The sequence below is a fragment of the Enterobacter cloacae complex sp. 394F7 genome (genome assembly GCF_057320385.1).
Genome location: NZ_JBXWCS010000003.1, coordinates 361,535 through 378,711, shown reverse-complemented (window position 1 = coordinate 378,711; position 17,177 = coordinate 361,535). Strand labels below are relative to the sequence as shown.

Sequence of the window (17,177 nt, the reverse complement as noted above, 5' to 3'; positions counted from 1 at the left end):
ATTATTGCGGCCTGCTGGCTTATTTAGCCCACGCTTTTGCGGCGGCGGGCGAGTCGACCATCACCGCATCCGCCTGCAGCGCCTCTGCCTTTTTATAATCTTCGGCGGTGTTCACGCCCAGCAAGATAACGTGACTGTTGCCCTGCGAGCGGAAACAGTCCATGGATTCTTTATCCCATGTGAGGGTTGAGCGGGACACCCCTTCACCAAGGGTAAATTTCTCAACCACGTCAACGGTTCTGTTCAGCTCTAGCGCGTACCAGTACTCCTGCATCGTCTGCTCTGGTGGCAGGCACTGGTGGCTCAGCGATACCGTTACCAGCCTGGAGCGCGTTTCACTGCGGGTAACAAAGCGTGGGATTGCTGCCGGAAGCGAGGCAAGATAACGGTCCTCAGTAGAATAAACCCTGACCCGCCCCAGACTCTGGGTCTCATTAAGCACCGCAAGAAGCGCTTTTCCCATCGTGGCCGGATCGGCGTCAGGTGATTTGATATCAATATAAAACCGGGTTTGTGGCCAGGTTTCCAGTACGCTTTTCAGGGTGGGGATCGTCACCCCTTTGCCACGCCACGGATGGGTTTCTCCGCCCCAGCTCCAGCCAGCGTCAACTGCCGATAACTCCGCAAGCGTGTAGTCCGAGATTTTGCCTGTTTTGTTCGTCAGCGCTTTTAAATCAGAAGGACGATACAGGACCGGAACGCCGTCTTTACTTAGCTGCACGGTTATCCAGACTGCCTGAGCCTGATTCTCTAAGGCCAGTTTGATCGCTTGTACTGTGTTTTCTGGCGCATCGGCTGTTCCGCCCCGGTGGGCAACGATCTGTGGGCCAGCGTAGCTCGTTCCCGTCACGAGCAGCAGAGAGAGCGCGAGTATTTTTCTCATGAATTTATATCCTTATTCACATAAAAAATTAATATATACAACAAGTTACGTGTTATTTTTTGTATCATATTTTTATGACAAATAAGAGAAGGTAAATCTGCTGTCGCATTTTTTAGACTTTGATATACTGTATATAAATACATGTGTGGTGGTCGTAATGCGCAAAATAATCCATGTCGATATGGACTGTTTTTTTGCCGCAGTGGAGATGCGTGACAACCCGGCGCTGCGGGATATTCCTATTGCCATTGGCGGTAGCCGTGTCCAGCGCGGTGTAATCAGCACCGCCAACTATCCTGCGCGCAAATTTGGCGTGCGCAGCGCCATGCCTACCGCCATGGCCCTTAAGCTCTGTCCTCATCTCACGCTTTTACCCGGTCGGTTTGAGGCGTACAAAGAAGCGTCCCTGCATATCCGCGAAATCTTCTCTCGCTACACCTCACTGATTGAACCTCTGTCGCTGGACGAAGCTTATCTTGATGTCACCGACAGCGTGCACTGTCACGGCTCCGCGACGCTGATGGCGCAGGAGATCCGCCGGACTATCTTCCAGGAACTGAATCTGACCGCGTCGGCAGGGGTCGCACCGGTGAAGTTCCTCGCCAAAATAGCGTCCGATCTCAACAAGCCCGACGGCCAGTACGTTGTTACCCCGGAAGAGGTCCCGGCGTTTTTAAAAACGCTGCCGCTCGGCAAAATCCCGGGCGTAGGCAAAGTCTCTGCGGCAAAGCTGGAAAGCATGGGGTTGCGAACCTGCGAAGATGTACAGCGCAGCGATTTAGCCATGCTGCTTAAACGCTTCGGAAAATTTGGCCGCGTGCTGTGGGAGCGCAGTCAGGGGATAGACGAGCGCAGTGTCAGCAGCGAGCGGCTGCGAAAGTCGGTCGGGGTTGAACGCACACTGATTGAAGATATTCATGACTGGTCTGAATGCGAAACCATCATTACGGAGCAGCTCTATCCTGAGCTGGAACGGCGCTTAATCAAGGTCAAACCGGACCTGCTGATTGCCCGTCAGGGCGTGAAGCTTAAGTTCAATGATTTTCAGCAGACGACTCAGGAGCATGTCTGGCCGCGCCTGAATAAAGAGGATCTCATCGCGACGGCGAAAAGGGCCTGGGATGAACGTCGGGGCGGGCGAGGGGTCAGGCTGGTGGGGTTACACGTTACCTTGCTGGATCCGCAGCTGGAACGTCAGCTGGTATTGGGATTGTAAAAAGGCCGGTGGCGCGACGTTGTTCACCCTCTCCCTTTGGGAGAGGGCTGGGGTGAGGGTATTACTTAGCAGGAATCGCTTTCAGCAGTTCAGTCAGCAGGGTCCAGTAATGGCCCACGCTTTCAATGTGAACCTGCTCATCCGGCGAGTGCGGCCCGGTAATGGTTGGCCCAATGGAGACCATATCCATGTTCGGGTACGGCTTCTTGAACAGACCACATTCCAGACCCGCGTGGATCACCTGAATGTTCGGGGTGCTGTTGAACAGACGCTGGTATGTTTCACGCACCAGTGCCATCACCGGAGAGCTTGCGTCCGGCTGCCAGCCTGGGTAGCTGCCTTTGGCAGAGGTTTTCGCACCGGCCAGCGTGCCCAGAGATTCCAGCATGCTCACTACGTACTCTTTACCGGTGTCGATAAGCGATCGGATCAGGCAGATGATCTCTGCGCTGTCGTCGCCCATGGTGACCACACCCACGTTCAGAGAGGTTTCAACCACGCCTTTCGCGACGTCTGAGTTGCGGATCACGCCGTTTGGCGTCGCGTTTAACAGCTGAATAAAGGTGTCACGAGACTGGGTGGTCAGCGCGGCTTTATCCGTGGACACGGACTCCAGCACTACGGTCAGGTTCTTCTCTTTCGCGGACAGTTCGTTTTTCAGGATATCCAGATAGACGCTGGAGAGCTTTTTCAGCTCGTCCGCTTTGGCGGCTGGAACGGCTACCGTCGCGAACGCTTCACGCGGAATTGCGTTGCGCAGCGTACCGCCGTTGAAATCGACCAGACGCAGGTCCAGCTCAGCCGCGTGGCCCGCCAGGAAGCGTGCCAGCAGTTTGTTGGCGTTGCCCAGGCCTAAGTGAATATCACCGCCGGAGTGGCCGCCTTTCAGCCCTTTCAGCGTCAGCTTGAAGGTCTGGAAGCCAGCAGGCACCGCTTCACGTGAGAGCGGCAGGGTAGAGATAAAATCAATCCCGCCCGCGCAGCCCATGTAGATCTCGCCTTCTTCTTCGGAGTCGGTGTTGATCAGAATATCCGCCTGCAGCCAGTTCGCCTGCAGACCGAACGCACCGTCCATGCCCGCTTCTTCGGTCATGGTCAGCAGCACTTCCAGTGGACCGTGCTGAACGCTGTCGTCCGCCAGTACCGCCAGCGCAGAGGCCATACCGATACCGTTATCTGCACCCAACGTGGTGCCGCGCGCTTTCACCCAGTCGCCGTCGATGTACGGCTGGATCGGGTCTTTCGTGAAGTCGTGAACGGTGTCGTTGTTTTTCTGTGGCACCATGTCCAGGTGCGCCTGCAGCACAACCGGTTTACGGTTTTCCATGCCTGCGGTCGCCGGTTTGCGGATCAGAATGTTGCCAACCTGGTCGCGTTCAGCGTGCAGACCTTTTTCCTTCGCCCAACCCATAATATGTTCGGCAAGCTGTTCTTCATGGTAAGACGGGTGTGGAATGGAGCAGATTTTGGCAAAAATATCCCACAGCGGCTGGGGAGATAATTGAGACAGTTCAGACACGATAAGTCTCCTTGTCGATGCCCTGCAAAGCGAGTTGCAGGTCACAGGGTTAGCAGGTTAATAGTTACCACAAGTCAGGCTTGCGAGATGCAACTGAGAATACCACTTTCTCCGATGGCTGGTAGCATAAAGCATGTAAAAACTCAGGCAGAGGGCGCTAAACACTGGTTTTTAGTGCGTCAGATCTCTATAATCTCGCGCAACCTATTTCCCCCTCGAACACTTTTTAAGCCGTATAAAAACAGGCTGGGACACTTCACATGAGCGAAAAATACGTCGTCACCTGGGACATGTTGCAGATCCACGCACGCAAACTGGCCGCGCGTCTGATGCCTTCTGAACAGTGGAAAGGCATTATTGCCGTTAGCCGTGGCGGTCTGGTACCGGGGGCGCTGCTGGCCCGTGAGCTGGGTATTCGTCATGTCGATACCGTCTGCATTTCCAGCTATGACCACGACAACCAGCGTGAGCTGAAAGTGCTGAAACGCGCGGAAGGCGACGGTGAAGGTTTCATCGTTATTGATGACCTGGTGGATACCGGCGGTACCGCGGTGGCTATCCGCGAAATGTACCCAAAAGCGCACTTCGTCACCATCTTCGCGAAACCAGCGGGCCGCCCACTGGTGGATGATTACGTGATTGATATCCCACAGGATACCTGGATTGAACAGCCATGGGACATGGGCGTGGTCTTCGTACCGCCTATTTCCGGCCGTTAATTTCCGTACGTAACTTTACACGCCCGGCTATGCCGGGCGTTGTTCTTTTTATCCTGCCACGCGTTACAATGGACACTATATGACGTATCCATGGAGGCAACGCAATGACGCAGGCGAATCTCACCGAGACACTCTTCAAACCCCGTTTCAAGCACCCTGAAACTTCGACGCTGGTGCGTCGCTTCAATCCGGGGAACCAGCCTGCCGTCCAGTCTGCGTTAGACGGTAAAAACGTGCCTCACTGGTATCGCATGATTAACCGCCTGATGTGGATCTGGCGCGGTATCGATCCGCGGGAAATCCTCGACGTGCAGGCGCGTATCGTCATGAGTGAAGCCGAACGTACCGACAGCGAACTCTACGATACGGTGGTGGGTTACCGCGGCGGCAACTGGATCTACGAATGGTCGAAACAGGCGATGCTCTGGCAGCAAAAAGCCAGCCAGGAAGAGGACGCCACCCTCAGCGGCAAGCACTGGCTGCACGCAGCCAACCTTTACGCCATTGCCGCCTATCCGCACTTAAAAGGGGATGAGCTGGCGGAGCAGGCGCAGGCGCTGGCAAACCGTGCCTATGAAGAGGCTGCCCAACGCTTGCCGGGCCGGATGCGCGAGCTTGAGTTCACCATCCCCGGCGGCGCGCCCGTGACCGGGTTCCTGCATATGCCTGAAGGCGACGGCCCGTTCCCGACCGTGCTGATGTGCGGTGGGCTGGATTCGCTGCAAATCGACTATTACAGCCTGTATGAGCGTTACTTCGCCCCAAAAGGGATCGCGATGCTGACGCTTGATATGCCCTCTATCGGTTTTTCCTCTAAATGGAAACTGACGCAGGATTCCAGTCTTCTGCACCAGCATGCGTTGAAAGCGCTGGAAAACATTCCCTGGGTCGACCACACCCGCGTCGCGGCGTTTGGTTTCCGCTTTGGGGCGAACGTGGCCGTGCGTCTGGCCTATCTTGAGGCGTCACGCCTGAAGGCCGTAGCCTGTCTTGGGCCGGTGGTTCACGCTCTGCTCAGCGATCCTGCCCGTCAGGGCAGCGTGCCGGAAATGTACCTCGACGTACTGGCCAGCCGCCTTGGCATGCATGATGCTTCAGACGAAGCGCTGCGCGTGGAACTCAATCGCTATTCGTTAAAAACGCAGGGCCTGCTGGGACGCCGGTGTCCAACGCCGATGCTGTCCGGCTTCTGGAAAAACGATCCGTTTAGCCCGGAAGAGGAGTCACGCTTAATCACATCGTCATCTGCGGATGGCAAATTGCTGGAAGTTCCCTTCAGCCCGGTGTATCAGAATTTTGACAAAGCATTAAAAGAGATTACGCGTTGGATCGCCCAGAGATTGTGTTAAGAGATTGCTAAATTTTGATGGTTTGGTAAAACAGTGGCTTCACAAAAGGAGATCGTAATGACGTTACCGAGTGGACACCCGAAAAGTAGATTGATTAAGAAGTTCATGGCTCTTGGCCCGTATATTCGAGAAGAGCAGTGTGAAGAGAATCGCTTTTTTTTCGACTGCCTGGCTGTATGCGTCAACGTGAAGCCTGCACCCGAAAAACGTGAATTCTGGGGCTGGTGGATGGAAATGGAAGCAGAAGAGAAACGTTTTACCTATAGCTACCAGTTTGGCCTGTTTAATAAAGACGGCAACTGGCAGGCCACTACCATCAAAGATCAGGAAGTGATTGACCGCCTGGAATATACCCTGAAAGAGTTCCACGACAAGGCGCGCGATTTACTGGCCACGCTGGACCTGAAGCTTGAGCCTGCCGATGATTTTTCCAGTGAAAAGGCGAAATTGACGGCGTAAAGATGAAATAATGCCGGGTGATGATCCCGTAGGCCCGGTAAGCGCAGCGCCACCGGGCACAAAAAAACCGGCTTAATGCCGGTTTTTTTATTACTGCCGACTCAGAACTGGTAGGTCATACCCAGGGCAACGATATCATCGCTGCTCACGCCCAGTTTGTTATCGTCATCAATCTGGTTGATTTTATAATCAACAAACGCGGACATATTTTTGTTGAAATAATAGGTCGCGCCGACGTCGATATATTTCACCAGATCTTCATCGCCAATACCTTCGATATCCTTGCCTTTAGACTGGACATAACCCAGGGATGGACGCAGACCGAAATCGAACTGATATTGTGCGACCACTTCAAAGTTCTGCGCTTTATTGGCAAAGCCGCCAGAAATTGGGGTCATATTGCGGGTTTCGGAGTACATCGCCGCCAGGTAGATATCGTTCGCATCATATTTCAGACCGGTTGCCCAGGCTTCGGCTTTTTTGCCTTCGCCGCGGGTCAGCAGGTTCTGCGCGTTGGTACGGTCAGAGTTGGTGTACGCGCCGCTTACCGCGAAATCGCTGCCGCCAAAGTCATAGGTCAGAGACGTACCAAAACCGTCACCGTTCTGTTTTTTGACGTCGCGGTTTTCGTTTTTACCCTGGTATTGCAGGGTCATATCCAGCCCATCAACCGCGCCAAAGAAGTCGGTGTTACGGTAAGTGGCAAGACCGCTTGCACGCTTGGTCATGAAGTTATCGGTCTGCGCGGAAGAGTCGCCGCCAAACTCAGGGAACATATCGGTCCACGCTTCCACGTCATACAACGCGCCCAGGTTACGACCGTAATCCAGAGAACCAAAGTCTTTCAGCTTCAGACCGGCGAACGCCAGACGCGTTTTCTGAGTGGAATCGCTCTCTGCTTTGTTGCCCGCAAATTCCGCTTCCCAACGGCCATAGCCCGTCAGCTGATCGTTGATCTGAGTTTCACCTTTAAAACCGAAACGCACGTATGTCTGGTCACCATCTTTTGAATCGTCATCACTGATGTAGTGCATTGCTTTAACTTTGCCGTACACGTCCAGTTTGTTGCCGTTTTTATTATAAACTTCGGCAGCGTGAACAGATGCGGAAGCCACAACGCCCATAACCATTAATGCCAGAGTGCTCTTTTTCATTTTCGATCCTGTCTTATAAACGCGCTTAAAAATTCGCTGGACGATAAGCTCATGCTTAAGTCCCGTGAAAAAACAGAAAGGGTTTTAACGTTACGGAATGAAACTTTTATGACAAATTAAGATTAATTTTAAAAAACTGTGATTTATTATTTCGGTAATAAAATTGTCAAAATCCGCCGCTACGCTTCCTGATCCCGCGCAACAAAGTGTTTCGCGATGTGCTGTGGCAGTTGGCAACGGGCCTGACACCTGTTAAAACGTTCGTTCGACATCACTTTCCCTTATCGTTGAACGGCAGAGAATCATGAGTGACAGCCAGACGCTGGTGGTAAAACTCGGCACCAGTGTTTTAACAGGCGGATCGCGCCGCCTAAATCGCGCCCACATTGTTGAGCTTGTACGTCAGTGCGCTCAGCTGCATGCCGCAGGGCATCGTATTGTTATCGTGACCTCCGGGGCGATTGCCGCCGGGCGTGAACATCTGGGTTACCCCGAACTCCCCGCGACGATCGCCTCTAAACAGCTGCTGGCCGCCGTGGGACAAAGCCGACTCATTCAACTCTGGGAACAGTTGTTCTCAATTTATGGCATTCACGTCGGGCAGATGCTGCTGACGCGCGCGGATATGGAAGACAGAGAACGCTTCCTGAACGCCCGCGATACGCTGCGCGCGCTGCTGGACAACAATATCGTCCCGGTGATTAACGAAAACGACGCCGTGGCTACCGCTGAAATCAAAGTGGGTGACAACGATAACCTCTCTGCGCTGGCGGCGATCCTGGCCGGTGCCGACAAGCTCTTGCTCCTGACAGACCAGCAGGGGCTGTTTACCGCAGACCCGCGCTCCAACCCGGAAGCTAAATTGATTACCGATGTCCACGGCATTGACGATGCGCTGCGCGCCATCGCCGGCGACAGCGTCTCTGGCCTGGGAACGGGTGGCATGGGCACTAAACTGCAGGCGGCGGATGTGGCCTGCCGCGCCGGGATCGACACCATCATTGCGGCGGGCAGCCGTCCTGGCGTCATTGGCGACGTGATGGAAGGCATTTCCGTCGGCACGCGCTTCCACGCCCAGGAATCCCCGCTGGAAAACCGCAAACGCTGGATTTTCGGCGCGCCGCCGGCAGGTGAACTGACCGTGGATGAAGGGGCGACAGCGGCGATTCTGGAAAGAGGGAGTTCATTGCTTCCTAAAGGAATTAAAAACGTGACAGGCAATTTCTCCCGTGGTGAAGTGATCCGTATCCGTAACCTGGAAGGTCGCGACATCGCTCACGGCGTCAGCCGCTATAACAGCGATGCTCTGCGCCGTATTGCGGGTCACCACTCGCAGCAGATCGACGCCATTCTGGGTTACGAGTATGGCCCGGTTGCCGTGCATCGTGACGACATGATTATTCGTTAAGGAGCCAGAAAATGCTGGAACAAATGGGTGCCGCCGCCAAGGCCGCCTCTTACAAACTGGCGCTCCTTTCCAGCCGCGAGAAAAACCGCGTGCTGGAAAAAATCGCTGATTATCTGGAATCGCAGTCGCAGGAAATCCTCCTCGCCAATGAACAGGATCTGCTGGAAGCGCGTCGTAATGGCCTGAGCGAAGCGATGCTCGACCGTCTGGCGTTGACCCCGGCACGCCTGAAAGGCATCGCCGACGATGTCCGTCAGGTTTGTAACCTGGCCGACCCGGTCGGGCAGGTGATCGACGGTGGACTGCTCGACAGCGGTTTACGTCTGGAGCGCCGCCGCGTGCCGCTCGGCGTTATCGGCGTGATTTATGAAGCCCGCCCGAACGTGACGGTGGATGTCGCTTCCCTGTGCCTGAAGACCGGTAACGCCGCCATTCTGCGCGGCGGGAAAGAGACCTGGCGCACCAACGCCGCGACGGTGAAGGTCATCCAGCAGGCGCTGCAGGAGTGTGGCTTACCGGCAGGTGCCGTGCAGGCCATCGAAAGCCCGGACCGTGCGCTGGTGAACGAGATGCTGCGCATGGACAAATACATCGACATGCTGATCCCACGCGGTGGCGCGGGCCTGCACAAACTGTGCCGCGAGCAGTCGACGATCCCGGTGATCACCGGCGGTATCGGCGTGTGCCATATCGTGGTGGACGAGAGCGCCGAAATTGTACCGGCGCTGAAGATTATTGTGAATGCCAAAACCCAGCGTCCAAGCACCTGTAATACCGTTGAAACGCTGCTGGTGCATCAGAGTATCGCAAACACCTTCCTGCCAGCCCTGAGCAAGCAGATGGCCGAGAGTGGCGTCACGTTGCACGCGGACGAGAAGGCGCTGGCGCTGCTGAAAGACGGCCCGGCGACGGTGGTGCCGGTAAACGCGGAGCAGTATGACGACGAGTTCCTGTCTTTGGATCTGAATGTGAAGATCGTGGCCGATCTCGACGACGCTATCGCGCACATCCGTGAGCATGGTACTCAGCACTCTGACGCCATCCTGACGCGCACGCTGCGCAATGCCGACCGCTTTGTGAACGAGGTAGATTCTTCTGCCGTGTACGTGAACGCATCAACCCGTTTCACCGACGGTGGACAGTTTGGTCTGGGCGCGGAAGTGGCCGTCAGCACGCAGAAACTGCACGCGCGTGGTCCGATGGGCCTGGAAGCGTTGACCACCTACAAGTGGATCGGCATCGGCGACGATACGATTCGTGCGTAAATAATCACGGGTGATGCAAAAATAGCCGTTTGATTCAAAAGGGCATTGACGCATCACCCGGATAGATCTAACCTTTTGCCCCGTGGTTACGCTCGTAACCGGCCTCTCAGGGCCGATATAGCTCAGTTGGTAGAGCAGCGCATTCGTAATGCGAAGGTCGTAGGTTCGACTCCTATTATCGGCACTCACACAACAAAATCCTTTAAAAACAATGACTAAAGGCGATTATCGCTCTCAAGGTACAGTCTTTTTTTAAGGGATTCTATGACCAACAGTTGCCGCTATGGTTAACAGTGGCTATTCAGGGATGTTAGCACGTAGCGGCCTGTAGTTGTAAAGCTCGAACAGGTACAAAGCGTGAACAGTCCACACGAACCGCTATCAACTCGAAGCTGATGACGCTGCCAACGTCTCTAAATCCTCCCGAAACAGATTGATCAGACGCATTTAAGCCCGATGTGTGGCCGTATGAGCCACGTAAACAGGTGAATAGTGGTAAACGTACCTGCACACGACATGCAGGCTCTGCCAGCGCTTCGCTCACGCTCCGAAAGGTACACGAGCACCCTGATAAGGTGTGATCCTTCTGAACACTGATGTAGTCGCCAAACGGCTCCGCTTGTCTCCTTACCACTAACGGGGCTTTATGGCTTCTATTGTCGTTAACAGTCCAATCACTGTACACTCAAGGATAATAGAAAGTCCCATTGAGTGAGAATGCCAGAGTGCTTGAGAAAATTAACGAACAAAGGATTGAGCCTCATAAGGTTACGAAACCCATACAACTTCTTGCTGCATGGATGGTGGGTTTAGTGGTGACTAACAGCAGTTTTTTGATCGCAGCCTCCCAGATGACAGATCAGAGTTGGGAAAAGGGATTTTTAGTGGTTGCGGCAGTAATCAATGTTCCGCTTTTTCTTTTTGCATTATTTTTACTTCAAACGCGTTTTAGGGCTGAGTTGCAAGAAGATACTTACTATTCTGAATATTTAAGTAAGAAAACTTCAACTCCTATTAAACTGGATAAAAATACTGAGCAGGATGCAAGAATAGAAAGGGTTGAGAGGCTTGTTTCGCAGCTATCTGCACAAAAAATAGAACAAGATAACGTTTTTGCAGAAGGTGAGCTTGATTGGACTGAATGGCCTGTTAGTCTAAATCGCTATCATCCTAATTTTAAAGAAATTAAAGCAGCACTCAAGGCTGCCAAAATACCAATCACATCCTATTTCGGGATGAAGGAAAAACTACCAAGCAGATGGGTTATTTCACTTAGCCGATTTTTACCCATTACCCACAAAACTGCCATTCTCAGGGAACTCATTTCCTTTAAGTTTGATGGGTTCCAGCTATGGGAGCCAATGAGGGAAGCTGAAGAAAACGAGGACGTTTATATCGGTAGTTATGGTAGCTCTCCCGTAGCGCCAATAAACAATGACCTCAGAGAACTTCTCATGCAGGATGAAATTGAGGCGTCTGAACTAGACTTTCTTTATGAAATTAACTCATGACAGAGCTACATTTATCAATAACAGTTGTTATTAGATGTTCAGTTTGTAGTAGGTCTGATTTACCTCATCCTGAGTAATATCAAGGTACGTCATAGTGACTGCTGGGCTGCTATGGTGCAGAGATCTTACTGATCGTCTCTATTGGTGTTCCTGCCCCTCACAGCGCACGGCCCCGACAGTTACGGGCATTGTGGCTGCTCTAAACCCGAAAAAGTTGAACTTGTGAAAACGTGGGACCGTTTATCCATTTTAATCCCTTGAAAAGGAAGGGGCATCAAGCCCCTTCATTCAACATTAACCAGCGTGACGGTAGGATTCACGCACACCATCACGATAACCATCAGCAAACGCTGCCTGAGGACTTTTGTGGCGAACGGTTCCCGCCTGGCTATCAGGTAAGGAGGCTAAGTCTACCCAAACCTGCCCCGTGCGAGCCAAGCCAGCGCGGTAACCCTGATCGTAAGCGCAGCCGCAACATTTATGGCGACCCTCACCACCTTGATCGTGAGGTAAGCTAATGAAAAGAGTGTTGTAACGGTGTGATTGTTTACAAATAGTCATGTATTGCTCCTTATGAGCGTCATTTTATGGTTTACATGATCCTCTTTGCCTGGCACAATCAAGCCGTGAAAAATGAAGGCAAGGCTAAGATTCATACGAGTTTGGCGACTCGTATTGGTCATGCTTTGTAAGCCGGGTTCATGCAAATGAATCCGGTTTTTTTACGCCTAAAATTCAGGCGCGGCACTACATGTGGGGGTGGTCAATCAATAGCGGCCCCACATAGTCGATATTCTAGTGATGATTCTTTTGTGCACAAGGGTTGATTTTGACGTTAAGTTAAGGCTGTGAAAGGGTAAAAAAGGCTAAGTCCTCGTACCGTAAGGCCTGGAAGACATGTCAATAATTAAGAAAAAAAATTCAAAATTTGATCGAGTGCTGATTTCTTCAACATGATTTTGAGTATATAGATTCATGTTACTGGTAACTATGAGAAAAACACGCGATTGAGTATTCGTCTCTGGTGCTTAAAATAATCAGGCACGGAACTGTTGGTGATCTGCTAGACCGCCAGCCCAGACCCTCCGTAAAAAACCAGAATGTTCACCAAATATCCTACAGCCGACACTCCCCGCAATGCACTTCACCACTTAAACCCAAAGGCCATCACAACATTGAAAATTTGCCACAACAGAGCATTTTACTGTTCGTTTTCTGTTCTATTTAACATAATGGTACAAAAATCTACTTGTCTGAAATAGTCAGGTAATGCTTTTTGGAACGTTGAGGCCAAGCAGGGCAATCAGAAGCGATTTCATCAACTCGAGACAGACAGTTGGAAAGATTTAGAATAGTTATCTTATTCAATGTTATTGGATTAGTTTACCTAGCGACCACATAATTACAGGTTTCAGAGCTCTGAGTATGCCAGCGCAATAACTCGGTTTGGCCCGCCATACTGCGGAGAACACTTTCACTACGACCAGTTTTATTTCCTCAACTAACTTGATACGTGTACGGCTAATATCGCTCAATTACATGACTTAGATTGAATTTAACTGAGGCCCTTGAAAGACGATTATTTTTGGTTTCGCACAACTCTTATGTGGGCCTGCAGCTTCGTAACATCTTGGTTCAACCCGGACAATAATAAGGAGATTGAGTCTGCCAAAACTTTAGGCTGGATTGCTGCAAAGTTCATCAGTATGATTGCTCGCACAATCAGTGAATGAAAAATACCTTTCTGGAATATAAAGGACGATACGACATGAAAGTGACTGATGGGACTTTGTTGAATTCTGGGTTTACACCATCGGACTTGCAGAAGATGAAGAACAACGTTGAAAGCTACGGTGGAACGTTGGGGAATGCCATCAAGGATCTGGCCAGGCGTTTTGTTCTCACTGTGTGGGTTGTATCTGGTTGCCTTGCTGTATTCATTTTTCTGATGATATTCGCATCTGAAGAAAGTGTTTTTTCTGGTGGTATTGGCCTTTCTTGTGGTATCGCGGTTGCAATTATTATCCAACCACCTTTGCTTGCCTATAAATCGTGGCGATTCTGTAGGGTGGGTAAAAAATAATCAGTACCATTCTCAGTCGTCAGAAGAACAAACAATTAAGATTGTTCACCATAGCAAGAGGGCTTGCATGGTGCTTGCCGCAAAGTTTCGGCTGGATTGCGATAAAGTACATCAGTATACTCTTCTTTCGAAATGGACATTGTATGAAGAGAGGAGTGAGGCATGAAGATTACAGAAGACTCTTTATTGCATTCTGGATTTACTCGCAAAGAAATACAGAAGTTAAAAAATAATATCGCGAATTATGGCGGGGATCTTGATGAGGTAGTCCACGATTTAGCAAGAAGATTTAAAACTCTACTATGGATTTTCTCTTGTGGCATACTTTTTTTCATCTATCTCGTTTTTTCAAAACAGGATGATCATTGGTATGTTTTCTCAGGAGGGATTTCAATACTGATTGTTTTCTTGATATGTGGTTTTGCTCAGCCACCAATCATTTCCTACAAATCATGGCGGCATGTCAGGTCTGAAAAAAGTTAATCAATACTCATCAGGTCAAAGATGACCTTGGCCTTCAAACCATATCCCACGATTTTCATTGTGAGCTTTGGAGTGCTCATAGTTGTCACTTTCCGATAGTAGTCGCTTGGTATATAACGGAAAAGCCTCCACGCTTCAGCTTTCCTCGACAAGCCAAAGATGGTGTAAACGCTTGCGCTTAAAGAAAAAGATTTGTAAACAGCGAGTCCAGTTTCAGGCTTAAATCCCATGAATTTTGCTATTTCCATTGATTGATCCGCAGCTATCCCCTCTGACTTTGCATTGCTGTCTCTTTTAAAATTAATAAACTCCTTTGATATTCCATTCATACCATCTATAATAAGAATTGCACCAGCAAGAATACCAATAGGTGTACCGGTAAACATGAGCATAGCCCCACCAAATGCGGTCACTCCGGATATCACAATATTTACAGCCGAAATCATATACCCAACAATTTTATTATTTTCCCTAACGAACTCGACCTTCGCATAAAGCTGAGCGGACCTGGTCCTTAACAAGCGCTCTTGCTCAAGAAGATTCTCTTTTTCAGCACGCAGATTTTTGAGGCATTCAATGCATTCTTCATCGGTTTTCGCCCGCCGTGCTGTCGCGAACTCTTTTTCTACGACCTGTTTTATTTCCTCAACAAACTTGATACGTGTTAGACCATCTTGTAAATAGTAAGCTGACAGTCGATTTGCAGTTTCGATGACCTTTCGGGCTTCCAGATTCACCATCGTATCTGACCAGGTTCTATTCCATCCCCTGTTAAGCAGCGCAATATCCATCATGCTTCCTTCATTAATGTGCCTGGCTGTTTTACGGGCAATATATTCTCCTCATCGGTTTTTCTCAATAGACGATCCCCTGGTATTCATCTCACGCCAGTAAAAGAATAACCACCCGTAATTACGATGACGAATAAAGGGAACAATTAACGATAATTACGTACGACAGGCATAATATTATGTGCACCCTGCAAAACGGCGATATAACCTTTGGGTTATATCGCCTGCTCCTTTTTATCGTGCGATTAAGGCAAACACGCCCCAGCCAAAGTATTCCCGCGTATACGTCACATGGCGTTTAGGCGCATTCGTCAGCTCTGCCCGAACCTCATGCGCAAAGTCATCGTCAGGGTTCTCCTCCAGCCAGCGGCGCATGGTCAGCCATTTAGCCGCTTCATACCGATCCCAGCCTTCCTGGTCTGCCAGTACCATTTCGACCAGGTCATAGCCCTGTTCATCGAAAGAGGCGACAAGGTCGGGCAGGGTGAGGAAATCGGCCACCGACGAGGCGCCACAGGCCTGGGCAATCTCTTCCGATGCAGGCAGCTGACGCCAGTACGGTTCGCCGATAAGCACCAGTCCGCCTGGCTTAAGGCTCTTTGCCAGCAGTTCGATCGTCCCGGCGACGCCGCCCGCAATCCAGGTGGCCCCTACGCAGGCCGCCACGTCGCATTTTTCATCCGCGACATAGCCCGCCGCGTCGTTATGAATAAAATGAACGTGTTCACTGACGCCAAGCTCTTCCGCGCGCAGCTTTGCCTGAGCGGTGAAGAGCGGGCTCATGTCGATGCCGGTACCGGTAATGCCGTAGTCACGTGCCCAGGTACACAGCATCTCTCCCGAGCCGCTGCCGAGATCGAGAATGCGCGCGCCTGGCTTCATGCGTAACACGCGGCCCAGCGTGGCGTACTTCTCTGGCGTGAAGGGGTTGTGAATGCGGTGTTCACTTTCGCTGATAGTAAAAATACGTGGGATATCCATAATCCTCTCCTTATCGATTATCAGGCTGGGCGCGAACGTTGTTCAGCCCGGTGGTATTGATGCGGTAGGGCTGACCGTTGACGGATTTGATCAGCTTTTTGGTTTTGAGTTTTTTAAAGACGGCGAGTGTGCAGTCGGTGAGCAGAAGCCCTTCCCGGCTGTAGCATTCAACAGAAGTGACGCGGCCAGATGCATCGCGGACGTGCACAATACGTCCACCTTTAGCGAGAACGTGTAAGGTACGTTGTTCCTGACGGGATAAATTCATACTGGAAAACCTGTTTAATCATCATGTGCAAAACGTGCAAACACACAGCGGTGTCCGCATTCGATTTCAGCGCATTGATAATCAGTCCGGCCTGAAAGGTCGGGGGGCTGATTATCAGATGATTACATTCTCCAGCATCAAAGCCTCGGGTAGAGTTGAAAGGTATTTACGAGGCGAATGATAACACCTCTTTTTAGTAAGTGAATAGCCTGGGGGGAAAAATGTGATCACGAAGGGGAGGCGCGGCGCCAGAATGTTGTATTCCCGGCAGGCTGGAAGTGAAAAGGTAAGCCTGTGGTCCGGCTATCTATCTTTTTTATCCTGAAACCCCATGGTATTGCAGGATAAGCATACCCGATACAAGCCCGCACGAAGCGGGCCGTACAGCACATCACATTACAGCTTCAGCAAACGCGGCAGCTGGTTGTCCAGCTCAAGCAGGCAGCTTTTCATGTAGCTTTCAGTTTGGCTGGTCACTTTTTGGTAATTATTTGCACTCCACTCGCTCAGTGGCGCTTCAACTGGCGTAGGGGCGCATTCCGCTACCGTAAACGCAGAGAACATATTTCCGCTTTCCGGGCGTTTATAGAACAGGACTTTATATTTCAGCTGATAGAGAGGCGTGGTCGCGGTGGCGTCTTTATAGATCAGCGCCCAGGTTGCTTTACCAATATAGAGCGGCTGCTTGTAAACGTGGCCATTGCCTTTTTCGTTCAGCCACTTGCTGATATTTTGTTTCGCTTTAGGAACAAACCAGCTGTTCGTCGGGTTTTGCAGGGTTTCAATGGATGTCCCTTTATAGTTCTCTTTATCAAAGTCACCGGAGTTAATGTTACCGGTTAACGCGCCGAGAACGGCAAGCCCCATACCGGCTGCGGCATGCGTCGGGGTCACTTCGCGCAGCGTGTTGTCGGCGATACGGTTGTCATTCAGTTCCGGCAGTGCTGATACGCTATAAATATCAATTGCGCTGCCATTTGCCGCTTTCACGGTGTCGGGTTTTACCGAGCCAGCACAGCCCGCAAGAATTAATGATGCAGATACAATCGCTAGAAGACGAACTTTCATTTTCTCTCCATGAGATAATT

At 51.1% G+C, this 17,177-nt stretch carries 16 protein-coding genes and 1 tRNA gene; 10 read left to right on the top strand and 7 right to left on the bottom strand.

The window, feature by feature from the left end; genetic code table 11:
- Positions 1-19 precede the first annotated feature (19 nt).
- Positions 20-883, bottom strand: coding sequence for a glycerophosphodiester phosphodiesterase family protein (locus AC2FAK_RS06660; protein ID WP_095440353.1), 864 nt, complete (start codon positions 881-883; stop codon positions 20-22).
- Positions 884-1,040: 157 nt separating this feature from the next.
- Here AC2FAK_RS06660 and dinB point away from each other — a divergent pair, with 157 nt between their 5' ends.
- Complete coding sequence (gene dinB, locus AC2FAK_RS06655) at positions 1,041-2,099, top strand: DNA polymerase IV (RefSeq protein WP_095455692.1); 1,059 nt, start codon at positions 1,041-1,043, stop codon at positions 2,097-2,099.
- A gap of 61 nt (positions 2,100-2,160) precedes the next feature.
- Here the strand turns inward: dinB and pepD are convergent, their stop codons facing one another.
- The gene (gene pepD / locus AC2FAK_RS06650; protein WP_020686318.1) at positions 2,161-3,618 is read right to left on the bottom strand and encodes a cytosol nonspecific dipeptidase; all 1,458 of its coding nucleotides are present in this window, start codon (positions 3,616-3,618) and stop codon (positions 2,161-2,163) included.
- Between the two features lie 260 nt (positions 3,619-3,878).
- Here pepD and gpt point away from each other — a divergent pair, with 260 nt between their 5' ends.
- From gpt to crl, 3 genes are all read left to right on the top strand, one after another.
- The gene (gene gpt, locus AC2FAK_RS06645; RefSeq protein WP_003863205.1) at positions 3,879-4,337 is read left to right on the top strand and encodes a xanthine phosphoribosyltransferase; all 459 of its coding nucleotides are present in this window, start codon (positions 3,879-3,881) and stop codon (positions 4,335-4,337) included.
- A gap of 104 nt (positions 4,338-4,441) precedes the next feature.
- Complete coding sequence (gene frsA, locus AC2FAK_RS06640; protein WP_023620942.1) at positions 4,442-5,686, top strand: esterase FrsA; 1,245 nt, start codon at positions 4,442-4,444, stop codon at positions 5,684-5,686.
- A gap of 57 nt (positions 5,687-5,743) precedes the next feature.
- Positions 5,744-6,145, top strand: coding sequence for a sigma factor-binding protein Crl (gene crl, locus AC2FAK_RS06635; protein WP_023620943.1), 402 nt, complete (start codon positions 5,744-5,746; stop codon positions 6,143-6,145).
- A gap of 101 nt (positions 6,146-6,246) precedes the next feature.
- On the opposite strand, the gene phoE is transcribed toward crl, so the two are convergent.
- Positions 6,247-7,299: a phosphoporin PhoE gene (gene phoE, locus AC2FAK_RS06630; RefSeq protein WP_013095744.1), complete on the bottom strand. Its 1,053-nt coding sequence runs from the start codon at positions 7,297-7,299 to the stop codon at positions 6,247-6,249.
- Between the two features lie 304 nt (positions 7,300-7,603).
- On the opposite strand from phoE, the gene proB reads away from it, so the two are divergent.
- From proB to AC2FAK_RS06600, 6 genes are all read left to right on the top strand, one after another.
- The gene (gene proB / locus AC2FAK_RS06625; protein ID WP_058678566.1) at positions 7,604-8,707 is read left to right on the top strand and encodes a glutamate 5-kinase; all 1,104 of its coding nucleotides are present in this window, start codon (positions 7,604-7,606) and stop codon (positions 8,705-8,707) included.
- A gap of 11 nt (positions 8,708-8,718) precedes the next feature.
- Positions 8,719-9,972: a glutamate-5-semialdehyde dehydrogenase gene (gene proA / locus AC2FAK_RS06620; RefSeq protein ID WP_095455691.1), complete on the top strand. Its 1,254-nt coding sequence runs from the start codon at positions 8,719-8,721 to the stop codon at positions 9,970-9,972.
- Between the two features lie 111 nt (positions 9,973-10,083).
- Positions 10,084-10,156, top strand: a tRNA-Thr gene (locus AC2FAK_RS06615).
- Positions 10,157-10,697: 541 nt separating this feature from the next.
- Positions 10,698-11,483, top strand: a complete 786-nt coding sequence (locus AC2FAK_RS06610; RefSeq protein ID WP_023620944.1) for a hypothetical protein — start codon at positions 10,698-10,700, stop codon at positions 11,481-11,483.
- A 1,768-nt stretch (positions 11,484-13,251) separates the two neighbouring features.
- Positions 13,252-13,566, top strand: a complete 315-nt coding sequence (locus AC2FAK_RS06605; protein WP_023620945.1) for a hypothetical protein — start codon at positions 13,252-13,254, stop codon at positions 13,564-13,566.
- 162 nt (positions 13,567-13,728) lie between these two features.
- Positions 13,729-14,049, top strand: a complete 321-nt coding sequence (locus AC2FAK_RS06600) for a hypothetical protein (RefSeq protein WP_023620946.1) — start codon at positions 13,729-13,731, stop codon at positions 14,047-14,049.
- On the opposite strand, the gene AC2FAK_RS06595 is transcribed toward AC2FAK_RS06600, so the two are convergent.
- The 4 genes from AC2FAK_RS06595 to AC2FAK_RS06580 form a co-directional block, all read right to left on the bottom strand.
- A complete protein-coding gene (locus AC2FAK_RS06595) occupies positions 14,046-14,840 on the bottom strand; it encodes a DUF4225 domain-containing protein (RefSeq protein WP_023620947.1) in 795 nt (264 codons plus the stop codon). The genes AC2FAK_RS06600 and AC2FAK_RS06595 overlap by 4 nt on opposite strands.
- A 234-nt stretch (positions 14,841-15,074) precedes the next feature.
- Positions 15,075-15,821, bottom strand: coding sequence for an SAM-dependent methyltransferase (locus AC2FAK_RS06590; RefSeq protein WP_023620948.1), 747 nt, complete (start codon positions 15,819-15,821; stop codon positions 15,075-15,077).
- A gap of 10 nt (positions 15,822-15,831) precedes the next feature.
- On the bottom strand, positions 15,832-16,089 hold the full coding sequence (locus tag AC2FAK_RS06585; RefSeq protein ID WP_013095761.1) for a YjhX family toxin: 258 nt from the start codon (positions 16,087-16,089) through the stop codon (positions 15,832-15,834).
- Between the two features lie 396 nt (positions 16,090-16,485).
- Positions 16,486-17,157 (bottom strand): hypothetical protein, encoded by a 672-nt coding sequence (locus AC2FAK_RS06580; protein WP_038418758.1) that lies wholly within the window; start codon positions 17,155-17,157, stop codon positions 16,486-16,488.
- Positions 17,158-17,177 lie beyond the last annotated feature (20 nt).

Coding starts and splice junctions, on each gene's coding strand:
- AC2FAK_RS06585 (WP_013095761.1), bottom strand. CDS start 16,089: ATGAATTTATCCCGTCAGGAACAACGTACCTTACACGTTCTCGCTAAA.
- proA (WP_095455691.1), top strand. CDS start 8,719: ATGCTGGAACAAATGGGTGCCGCCGCCAAGGCCGCCTCTTACAAACTG.
- frsA (WP_023620942.1), top strand. CDS start 4,442: ATGACGCAGGCGAATCTCACCGAGACACTCTTCAAACCCCGTTTCAAG.
- AC2FAK_RS06580 (WP_038418758.1), bottom strand. CDS start 17,157: ATGAAAGTTCGTCTTCTAGCGATTGTATCTGCATCATTAATTCTTGCG.
- AC2FAK_RS06605 (WP_023620945.1), top strand. CDS start 13,252: ATGAAAGTGACTGATGGGACTTTGTTGAATTCTGGGTTTACACCATCG.
- crl (WP_023620943.1), top strand. CDS start 5,744: ATGACGTTACCGAGTGGACACCCGAAAAGTAGATTGATTAAGAAGTTC.
- AC2FAK_RS06595 (WP_023620947.1), bottom strand. CDS start 14,840: ATGGATATTGCGCTGCTTAACAGGGGATGGAATAGAACCTGGTCAGAT.
- gpt (WP_003863205.1), top strand. CDS start 3,879: ATGAGCGAAAAATACGTCGTCACCTGGGACATGTTGCAGATCCACGCA.
- proB (WP_058678566.1), top strand. CDS start 7,604: ATGAGTGACAGCCAGACGCTGGTGGTAAAACTCGGCACCAGTGTTTTA.
- phoE (WP_013095744.1), bottom strand. CDS start 7,299: ATGAAAAAGAGCACTCTGGCATTAATGGTTATGGGCGTTGTGGCTTCC.
- dinB (WP_095455692.1), top strand. CDS start 1,041: ATGCGCAAAATAATCCATGTCGATATGGACTGTTTTTTTGCCGCAGTG.
- AC2FAK_RS06660 (WP_095440353.1), bottom strand. CDS start 883: ATGAGAAAAATACTCGCGCTCTCTCTGCTGCTCGTGACGGGAACGAGC.
- AC2FAK_RS06590 (WP_023620948.1), bottom strand. CDS start 15,821: ATGGATATCCCACGTATTTTTACTATCAGCGAAAGTGAACACCGCATT.
- AC2FAK_RS06600 (WP_023620946.1), top strand. CDS start 13,729: ATGAAGATTACAGAAGACTCTTTATTGCATTCTGGATTTACTCGCAAA.